At 45.9% G+C, this 10,249-nt stretch carries 7 protein-coding genes and 4 tRNA genes; 1 reads left to right on the top strand and 10 read right to left on the bottom strand.

Features of this window, described 5'->3' with window-relative positions; translation table 11 throughout:
- From R8N47_RS02125 to pncC, 10 genes are all read right to left on the bottom strand, one after another.
- Positions 1–77: transfer RNA gene (locus R8N47_RS02125), tRNA-Arg, on the bottom strand.
- Positions 78–162: 85 nt separating this feature from the next.
- Positions 163–254, bottom strand: a tRNA-Ser gene (locus tag R8N47_RS02120).
- Positions 255–283: 29 nt separating this feature from the next.
- Positions 284–360 (bottom strand) — tRNA-Arg (locus tag R8N47_RS02115).
- A gap of 31 nt (positions 361–391) precedes the next feature.
- A tRNA-Ser gene (locus R8N47_RS02110) sits at positions 392–483 on the bottom strand.
- A gap of 334 nt (positions 484–817) precedes the next feature.
- The gene (gene csrA / locus R8N47_RS02105) at positions 818–1,015 is read right to left on the bottom strand and encodes a carbon storage regulator CsrA (RefSeq protein ID WP_004415691.1); all 198 of its coding nucleotides are present in this window, start codon (positions 1,013–1,015) and stop codon (positions 818–820) included.
- A 92-nt stretch (positions 1,016–1,107) separates the two neighbouring features.
- The gene (locus tag R8N47_RS02100) at positions 1,108–2,295 is read right to left on the bottom strand and encodes an aspartate kinase (RefSeq protein ID WP_005383803.1); all 1,188 of its coding nucleotides are present in this window, start codon (positions 2,293–2,295) and stop codon (positions 1,108–1,110) included.
- 212 nt (positions 2,296–2,507) lie between these two features.
- Positions 2,508–5,090 (bottom strand): alanine--tRNA ligase, encoded by a 2,583-nt coding sequence (gene alaS, locus R8N47_RS02095; RefSeq protein WP_005380872.1) that lies wholly within the window; start codon positions 5,088–5,090, stop codon positions 2,508–2,510.
- Between the two features lie 142 nt (positions 5,091–5,232).
- Positions 5,233–5,700 carry a recombination regulator RecX gene (gene recX / locus R8N47_RS02090; RefSeq protein ID WP_005383799.1) on the bottom strand — a complete coding sequence of 156 codons (468 nt, stop codon included), beginning with the start codon at positions 5,698–5,700 and terminating at the stop codon, positions 5,233–5,235.
- Positions 5,701–5,827: 127 nt separating this feature from the next.
- A complete protein-coding gene (recA, locus tag R8N47_RS02085; RefSeq protein ID WP_005380874.1) occupies positions 5,828–6,871 on the bottom strand; it encodes a recombinase RecA in 1,044 nt (347 codons plus the stop codon).
- A 200-nt stretch (positions 6,872–7,071) separates the two neighbouring features.
- The gene (gene pncC / locus R8N47_RS02080) at positions 7,072–7,554 is read right to left on the bottom strand and encodes a nicotinamide-nucleotide amidase (protein ID WP_017633544.1); all 483 of its coding nucleotides are present in this window, start codon (positions 7,552–7,554) and stop codon (positions 7,072–7,074) included.
- 84 nt (positions 7,555–7,638) lie between these two features.
- On the opposite strand from pncC, the gene mutS reads away from it, so the two are divergent.
- The gene (gene mutS / locus R8N47_RS02075; protein WP_064354301.1) at positions 7,639–10,200 is read left to right on the top strand and encodes a DNA mismatch repair protein MutS; all 2,562 of its coding nucleotides are present in this window, start codon (positions 7,639–7,641) and stop codon (positions 10,198–10,200) included.
- Positions 10,201–10,249: the final 49 nt, after the last annotated feature.

Raw genomic sequence — 10,249 nt, 5'->3', positions numbered from 1 at the left:
TGGCGCGTCCTGGAGGATTCGAACCTCCGACCGCCTGGTTCGTAGCCAGGTACTCTATCCAGCTGAGCTAAGGACGCGCAGATCTTCTTGCTAAGAAGTTGTGAAGTAAATCACATTCATTTCTTACGAAACAAAAAAAAGGCCATCGGGCCAGTCAATGAATGGCGGTGAAGGAGGGATTCGAACCCTCGATACGGGATAAACCGTATACTCCCTTAGCAGGGGAGCGCCTTCAGCCTCTCGGCCACCTCACCGTTTTCATTGTTATATCTCAGAAGAGATATGGCGCGTCCTGGAGGATTCGAACCTCCGACCGCCTGGTTCGTAGCCAGGTACTCTATCCAGCTGAGCTAAGGACGCACTTTTTGTTGATAAATCAACGTTGCAAGAATGGCGGTGAAGGAGGGATTCGAACCCTCGATACGGGATAAACCGTATACTCCCTTAGCAGGGGAGCGCCTTCAGCCTCTCGGCCACCTCACCGTCTTGCGGAGGCACATATTACGTTTTACCGAAAATATGTCAAACACTTTCTTTGAAAAAATCTACGAAACTGGCTTAACCGTTGCTGATTTAATCAAAGTGACTATTAAACGAACTTTATCACTCTATTATGATGAAAAAAAGAGAGTCTTCTCTGAAAAAAAGACATTTATTTTCAAATAACTTTCTGAAGTTCGAATCAACATTATTGATGAATTCACAGCCATACTCAACACAATAGTTTCTGCAAATTTTCAAAAACAGTAAAAACTAAAAAGGCCAACCCTTCGGTTAGCCTTTTTCATTCAAACTAAGCTCTGTAAACAGGAGCGACTTAGTAGTTACCTGAAGCAACGTTGCCATTGCCTTTTTCAGCTTGAATGCGCATGTAGATTTCTTCACGGTGAACTGAAACCTCTTTCGGAGCGTTAACGCCGATACGCACTTGGTTACCTTTAACACCTAGTACAGTTACAGTCACTTCATCACCAATCATCAGTGTTTCGCCTACGCGGCGAGTCAAAATTAGCATTCTTTGCTCCTTGAGTAATCTCTAAATTTTCTTGCTACAAAGCTATTATCCAACAAAAGTTATATTTTCGTAAACTACCTTGTTAGCGAAAATCAGCCTAAAAAGGCATGCTTTTGTTGAATGTTTAATGCTTCACTAGACGTAATGTAAGCATCATGCAGAATGTTTGCTGCTGTATCCACACATTCGGGTGCTAAAACTAGCATCATAGTGAGTGCATTCGTTGCGCTGAAATTGATCTCAATATCTCGCTTTGCCAACAAATCGCATGCGTGCTCTACCATTCCATTGGCCTCAAGCCCCACTGCGGTCAACAGGCTTACCACTTCACTATTACGGATTTTGTCGCTGAACACCAGATCGAACTTGGCACATGCATCTTGTTTTATCATGATACCTGCCCGTTCTGTTTCCTCGATCACATTCCAAATGTCGATACCCAACATCTGACATTGTTTTGTAGCACTAGATAAATGTTCTTTATCGACTTCGATTATGGCAAGGTCACGTTGAATGGCTATACCAGAGACGGCTTGATTGCCTAACTCCCCCTTTACCAGACTGCCTTCATTAACATCAAATGTCGAAAGCACGCGCAGTGGCACATTATTCTTCCATGCAAATTGCACTGAAGGTAAATGTAATACTTTCGCGCCTCGGCTTGCCATCGCTTCCATGGAAGGAAAATCGATAACCGCCAATTTTCGCGCGTTTTTCACTACACGTGGGTCACAAGTATAAATACCATCAACGTCGGTAAAGATTTGACACTCATCAGCGCGCAATGCGCCTGCCAGTGCCACTGCGCTCGTATCTGAGCCACCTCGACCTAATGTGGTGATATCCCCGTTCTCATTCACACCTTGAAAGCCTGCAACAATCACGATTTGGTCTTGCTCAAGCAATCCCAGAATTGTCTTAGTATCAATGTGTTTAATCGTTGCGTCATTGTGTTGATTATCCGTCACAATATTCGCCTGTGCTCCGGTAAGCGAGCGTGCAGCATGACCCAATTTATTGAGTGTCATTGCTAACAGTGCCATTGACACTTGCTCACCAGCAGAGAGCAAAACATCAAGTTCTCGAGCTGTAGGCACGCTATCTATCTGTTTAGCGAGGTCCATCAGTCTGTTTGTTTCGCCTGACATTGCAGACACGACAACAACAACTTGATTGCCATCATTTTTCGCCTTAATGATGTGTTCAGCAACTTGGTGGATTCTTTCAATTGAACCCACGGAGGTTCCGCCAAACTTTTGCACGATAAGGGGCTTTTTCACCAGTCTTCACCTTCCCAAGACCGAAGTCTCTTTAGAACTGCTTACATCGTCAGTATTTCCTTTTAGAAAAATTATATAAGCAGTAGTTACAACAAAAACCAAATAGCCTAAATGACTCGGTTAACTTTTGGTCAATTAAACCACTTGGCTGCTAAAAAAAATTACGCTCAATCAAAGAAACTTGATTGAGCGTAATTTTAGTAGTTAAAAGCTTATAAGCGCTCTTCTAACCAAGGCTGAACTGTTTTAATTGCCTCTGGTAGTGCGGCTACATCAGTACCACCAGCTTGAGCCATGTCAGGACGACCACCGCCCTTACCACCGACTTGCTCAGCAATCATCTTAACTAGATCACCAGCTTTTACTTTACCAGTTAGATCTTTAGTCACACCAGCAATCAGGCCAACCTTGTCACCTGTCACGTTGGCAAGCAGTACGACACCAGACCCCATTTGGTTCTTGATGTCATCAACCATAGTACGTAGGTTCTTGCTGTCAGCGCCTTCAAGAGCTGCGACTAGAACTTTTGTACCATTGACTTCAACCGCTTTGCCCATGATGTTAGCGCTTTCTGCTGCCGCCATCTTATCTTTTAGCTTCTGCACTTCTTTCTCTAGCGCTTTTGCTTTCTGTGCAGATTCTGCCAGTTTCTCTTCGTACTTCGCGTTTTGAGCTTCAATCGCGTCTAATGCAGCCTCGCCTGTTACCGCCTCAATACGTCGAATACCTGCAGCAATGCCGCTTTCTGAAGTGATTTTGAATAGGCCAATATCACCTGTGCTTGATGCGTGAATACCACCGCAAAGCTCTGTCGAGAAGTCACCCATAGACAGTACGCGTACTTCGTCATCGTACTTCTCACCAAACAGTGCCATTGCGCCTTTCTTCTTAGCAGACTCAATGTCCATCACGTTGGTTTCAATCGTGTGGTTGCGACGAATTTGCGCGTTAACTAGACGCTCAACTTCTTTCAGTTCTGCTGCAGTTACGGCTTCTAGGTGTGAGAAGTCGAAACGTAGGTTGTCTGCCTTCACCAATGAGCCTTTCTGCGTTACGTGCTCACCTAAAACTTGGCGTAGTGCTGCGTGTAGCAAGTGCGTTGCTGAGTGGTTTAGAGAGATAGCTGCGCGACGCTCTGCGTCAACGATAGTTGCTACTTCATCACCTTTCGCTAGAACGCCTTCTGCCATTACACCGTGGTGCGCGATTGCGTTACCTAGTTTTTGAGTGTCCTCAACGCGGAATACACCAGACTCAGTACGGATTTCACCAGCGTCACCACACTGACCGCCTGACTCTGCGTAGAATGGTGTTTCACCAAGTACGATGATTGCTTTGTCGCCCGCAGATAGCGAATCTACTTCGTTGCCTTCAACGAACATCGCTGCTACAGAACTAGAGCCTTTAGTACCTGTGTAACCACAGAATTCTGTTTGCGTATCAACTTTGATTGCTGCGTTGTAGTCAGTACCAAAGTTACCCGCTTCACGCGCACGTTGACGCTGCTCTTCCATCGCTTTCTCAAAACCTTCTTCGTCGATTGCGAACTCACGCTCACGTGCAACGTCGTTAGTTAAGTCAGCTGGGAAGCCATAAGTGTCGTAAAGTTTAAATACGGTTTCGCCGTCCAGTACTTTACCGTCTAGGTTATCTAATGCTTCGTTTAGAATAGCCATACCGCGCTCAAGTGTACGACCAAAGTTTTCTTCTTCGATACGCAGTACTTTTTCAACCACAGCTTGTTGACGCTTCAGCTCTTCACCAGCCGTACCCATGATGTCAGCTAGAACGCCAACCAACTTGTGGAAGAATGCACCTTGTGCGCCCAGCTTGTTACCGTGACGAACTGCACGACGGATGATACGGCGTAATACGTAACCACGACCTTCGTTTGAAGGCATAACGCCATCCACGATCAGGAATGAACATGAACGGATGTGGTCAGCGATAACGCGTAGTGATTGGTTTGATAGGTCTTCGTAACCGATCACTTCTGCTGCTGCTTTGATAAGAGCTTGGAACACATCGATTTCGTAGTTTGAGTGAACGCCCTGCATGATTGCAGAGATACGCTCGATACCCATACCAGTATCTACCGATGGTTTTGGTAGCGGTTCCATAGTGCCGTCTGCGTGACGGTTGAACTGCATGAATACGTTGTTCCAGATCTCGATGAAACGGTCACCATCTTCTTCAGGCGTGCCAGGACGGCCACCCCAGATGTGCTCACCGTGATCGTAGAAGATTTCAGTACATGGACCACAAGGGCCAGTGTCGCCCATTTGCCAGAAGTTATCAGACTCATACGGCTTGCCGCCTTCTTTATCACCAATGCGAACAATACGATCAGCGGGCACGCCAACTTTCTTGTTCCAGATGTCAAACGCTTCGTCATCGGTTTCGTAAACAGTTACCAATAAACGATCCGCTGGCAGTTTAAGAACTTCGGTTAGGAATTCCCAAGCAAAGGAGATCGCATCTTCTTTGAAGTAATCGCCAAAGCTGAAGTTGCCTAACATTTCAAAGAATGTGTGGTGACGAGCAGTGAAGCCAACATTTTCTAGGTCGTTATGTTTACCACCTGCACGTACGCAACGCTGAGCCGTAGTCGCTCGAGTGTAGGCTCGTTTTTCTAAGCCTAAGAAACAATCTTTAAATTGGTTCATACCTGCGTTTGTGAACAGCAGGGTTGGGTCGTTATGTGGAACTAACGATGAACTTTCTACGATTTGGTGTCCTTTGCTCTCAAAGAACTTGAGGAACGCGTTACGAACCTCATCAGTGCTCATGTACATGCAGCTCTTCCTGAAAATAGTCGAGTTAGAATTTTGCCGTATTGTAGATCATGCAAACAGCTGAGACTAGTTTTCTTGAGGAAAAGAGGGAGTAGGAGAAAAAATTTGAAGCAAAACAAAAATCAGTGCGGACGACTGACCGTTAATCTTCGTCCTCAAAGTTCAGCGCGTAGCTGATTTGGTCAAAACTGTAGCCACGATATTGCAGAAATCGCACCTGTTTAGCGTACTCTTTCTGGTCTTTGGCTTTAATACCTTTGAATTTCTTTTCTGCCGCCTGTTTAGCCAGTTCAAACCAATCTTGCGGCTCTTCAGCCATAGCTTGCTCAATCACCGATTCCGCAACACGCTTCTGGTTTAACTCTTGACGAATTCGACGCTCTCCATGTCCTTTGTATACATGCTGTCTAATTTGACTCTTCGCGTAACGTAAATCATCTAGATAATTATGGTCTAGGCAAAAATTAATTGCGATGTCGATGTCTGATTCTTCATAGCCCTTCATCGATAATTTTTGGTAAAGCTCATACTGACCATGATCGCGACGGCTAAGCAATTGGATAGCTGCCTCTTTGCTCGATAATGTTGGCGCCTGGCGTTTTTGGTACATGATGATCCTAAAAGTATTTTTGCTGTACAGGCTCTCAATGGCCTTTGTGATAATTCGATTTTTGATTTCAATAGATACAACAAAGCCCCGCATTGCAGGGCTTTGTCATTTATTAATCTATGAGAGATTAAAACTCTTCAGCTTGCTCTGGCGCTTCACCAGCTTCAGGCGCTTCCGCAAGTGCTGGCGCTAGCAACATTTCACGCAGTTTTGTATCGATAGTTTTAGCCACTTCAGGGTGCTCACGCAGGTAGTTACATGCATTCGCTTTACCTTGACCAATCTTATCGCCATTGTAGCTATACCAAGCACCGGCTTTTTCAACTAACTTGTGCTTCACACCTAGATCGACAAGTTCACCTTCGCGGTTAAAGCCTTGGCCGTACATGATTTGTGTGTTTGCTTCTTTAAATGGTGCTGCAATCTTATTCTTAACAACTTTGATGCGCGTTTCGTTACCTACGACTTCGTCACCTTCTTTGATTGCGCCAGTACGACGGATATCTAGACGAACAGAAGCGTAGAACTTAAGTGCGTTACCACCTGTTGTTGTTTCTGGGTTACCAAACATCACACCAATCTTCATACGGATTTGGTTGATGAAGATACACATACAGTTAGACTGCTTTAGGTTACCCGTTAGCTTACGCATTGCTTGAGAAAGCATACGTGCTTGCAGACCCATGTGGCTATCGCCCATTTCGCCTTCGATTTCTGCTTTCGGTGTTAGTGCTGCGACAGAGTCGACAACCATAACATCGATAGCACCAGAACGTGCAAGTGCGTCACAGATCTCTAGCGCTTGCTCACCTGTGTCTGGCTGAGAAACTAGCAATGCATCGATATCTACGCCAAGTTTCTTCGCGTATACAGGATCTAGAGCGTGCTCTGCATCGATAAACGCACACGTTTTGCCTTCACGTTGCGCAGCAGCAATAAGCTCAAGCGTTAATGTTGTTTTACCTGAAGATTCTGGGCCGTAGATTTCTACGATACGACCCATTGGTAGACCACCAGCACCCAAAGCGATATCAAGAGAAAGAGAACCCGTTGAGATGGTTTCTACGTCCATTGCGCGGTTATCACCAAGGCGCATGATAGAGCCTTTACCGAATTGCTTTTCAATTTGACCTAGCGCAGCGGCGAGCGCTTTCTGTTTGTTCTCGTCCATTACTTTCTCCGATTTATTCATCTTCTTTGGGCGACGAATAGTAATTCATTTTTCTTAAGCAGAAGAACTGCTCAGCAATGAAAGTTATTATACTGTTGATTCATACAGTGTCCATACCTGTATGAAAAAAATTTGGCTGACCTAAAGTCGTGATTTGCTCTAGCCCTTATCAATGCTGGGCTAAAACAATTTAAGAAATTCTAGAGTAGATGTTGATACAATTGAGTCAGCGCATGCTCGACCGCTTTTTTGCGAACTTCTGCACGGTCACCAGTAAAATGCATGGTTTCGACTTGCTGCCAACTTTGGTTATCAGCAAAAGCAAAGCAGACCATGCCGACTGGTTTCTCTTCACTGCCACCACCCGGCCCTGCAATACCACTGATGGATACACCGATGGTGGCATTGGAGTTTTTAATTGCACCCTGTACCATTTCAATCACAACTGGCTCACTCACTGCACCATGCGCTTCTAACGTTGAAGCTTGCACACCAAGCATCTCCATTTTCGCTTCATTACTGTAGGTGACAAACGCACGGTCAAGCCACGCTGAACTACCAGCAATGTCAGTAATGGCGGTTGCAACACCACCACCTGTGCATGATTCTGCGGTCGTTAAAAGATGCCCGTGTTTAGCCAATAATGCGCCTAAATCGGCACTCAATTTTGTTGTTTTTTCCATAGCCAAAATGCCCTTTGTCTCTTTTTACTTGATAGGGATTCACGTATCCTAAGCCGCTACGGAAATAAACAAAAGAACTTACCTGTGAAAGCTGAACAAAAACACACTCCGATGATGCAGCAATACCTCAAGCTAAAAGCTGAGAACCCAGAGATTTTGCTGTTCTACCGCATGGGCGATTTCTACGAACTCTTTTACGATGATGCCAAGCGAGCTTCTCAGCTTCTTGATATTTCATTGACCAAACGTGGTGCGTCTGCAGGTGAACCTATCCCAATGGCGGGTGTGCCATTTCACGCCGTAGAGGGCTACCTGGCAAAACTTGTTCAGCTTGGTGAGTCTGTGGCGATCTGTGAACAGATTGGCGATCCGGCCACCAGCAAGGGCCCGGTAGAACGTAAAGTTGTGCGTATCGTGACACCAGGTACTGTGACGGATGAAGCGCTGCTTTCTGAGCGTGTCGATAACTTAATCGCAGCAATTTACCATCACAACGGTAAGTTCGGTTATGCGACGCTGGATGTCACCTCTGGTCGCTTCCAACTGACAGAACCAGAAACTGAAGAAGCGATGACAGCCGAGCTTCAACGCACTGCACCACGTGAGCTACTGTTCCCAGAAGATTTTGAACCTGTACATTTAATGGCGAGCCGCAATGGTAACCGTCGTCGCCCAGTCTGGGAGTTTGAGCTTGATACGGCTAAGCAACAACTCAATCAACAATTTGGCACAAAAGATCTGGTTGGTTTTGGTGTAGAACATGCGTCCTTAGGGCTGTGTGCTGCTGGTTGTTTGATCCAGTACGTAAAAGATACTCAACGTACGGCTTTACCTCATATTCGCTCTTTAACGTTTGATCATCAGGATCAATCCGTCATCCTTGATGCTGCTACCCGACGTAATCTGGAAATTACTCAAAATCTAGCAGGCGGAACCGATAACACGCTCGCTGCAGTACTCGACCATTGTGCAACTCCGATGGGCAGCCGAATGCTGAAGCGTTGGTTGCATCAGCCTATGCGTTGCATTGAAACGTTAAACAATCGCCTTGATGCGATTGGTGAGATTAAAGAACAAGCTCTGTTTGCCGATCTTCAACCAACGTTAAAGCAAATTGGTGATATTGAACGTATCTTAGCGCGCCTTGCATTACGCTCTGCTCGCCCTCGCGATATGGCTAGACTTCGCAATGCCATGCAACAGCTACCAGAGCTAGAATCTGTCACCGCTTCTTTGACCCATCCGTACCTAACGAAATTGGCGAAGTATGCAGCTCCGATTGACGAAGTATGTGACCTGTTAGAACGCGCGATTAAAGAAAATCCGCCGGTTGTTATTCGTGATGGTGGCGTCATCGCTGAAGGCTACAATGCGGAGCTCGATGAATGGCGAAAATTGGCAGACGGTGCAACAGAATATCTTGAGCAGCTTGAGCGAGATGAGCGTGAACGACACGGTATCGATACGCTTAAAGTAGGCTATAACAACGTTCATGGCTTCTTTATCCAAGTGAGCCGTGGCCAGAGCCATTTGGTTCCACCGCATTATGTACGTCGCCAAACACTCAAAAACGCTGAACGCTACATCATCCCAGAGCTTAAGGAACACGAAGACAAAGTACTTAACTCGAAGTCTAAAGCGTTAGCACTTGAGAAACAGTTGTGGGAAGAACTGTTTGATCTATTGATGCCAAACCTTGAGAAGCTGCAAAACCTAGCTTCTGCTCTGTCTCAGCTAGATGTATTACAAAACCTAGCAGAGCGTGCAGATTCGTTAGATTACTGCCGCCCAACGCTTGTGAAAGACGCAGGAATTCACATTCAAGCTGGCCGTCATCCAGTCGTAGAACAAGTAACAACAGAGCCGTTCATCGCGAACCCAATTGAGCTTAACCCAGCCCGTAAGATGTTGATCATCACCGGTCCAAACATGGGTGGTAAATCAACCTACATGCGTCAAACTGCGCTGATTGCATTGATGGCACATATCGGCTCTTATGTACCGGCAGAATCCGCACAGATTGGTTCTTTAGATCGTATATTTACTCGTATTGGTGCATCAGATGATCTTGCATCTGGCCGCTCGACCTTCATGGTAGAAATGACCGAAACAGCCAATATTCTTCACAACGCAACTAAGAACAGTTTGGTGCTAATGGATGAAATCGGACGCGGTACTAGTACTTACGACGGTCTGTCTTTAGCTTGGGCAAGTGCGGAATGGCTCGCAACACAAATTGGTGCGATGACCCTATTTGCAACTCACTACTTCGAATTAACAGAGTTACCGAACCAACTGCCAAGCTTAGCGAACGTTCACTTGGATGCCGTAGAACATGGAGACAGCATTGCCTTTATGCACGCAGTTCAAGAAGGTGCGGCAAGTAAGTCTTACGGCTTGGCTGTTGCGGGCTTAGCTGGCGTACCAAAAACGGTCATCAAAAATGCGCGTAACAAGCTATCTCAGCTAGAGCAACTGGGGCAAAACAGTGACACACCGCGTCCAAGTGCAGTAGATGTGGCTAACCAGTTGAGCCTGATTCCAGAGCCTAGCGAGGTCGAACAAGCTCTGTCAGGTATTGATCCTGACGACTTAACGCCACGCCAAGCTCTTGAAGAGCTGTATCGCTTGAAAAGGATGCTGTAAATAGACTCACACCAAGGAGCAAAAAAGAAAAAAGGCTATGGGGAACCAT

Source organism: Vibrio sp. 2132-1 (assembly GCF_033344315.1).
This window is presented reverse-complemented; position numbering and strand designations above follow the sequence as displayed.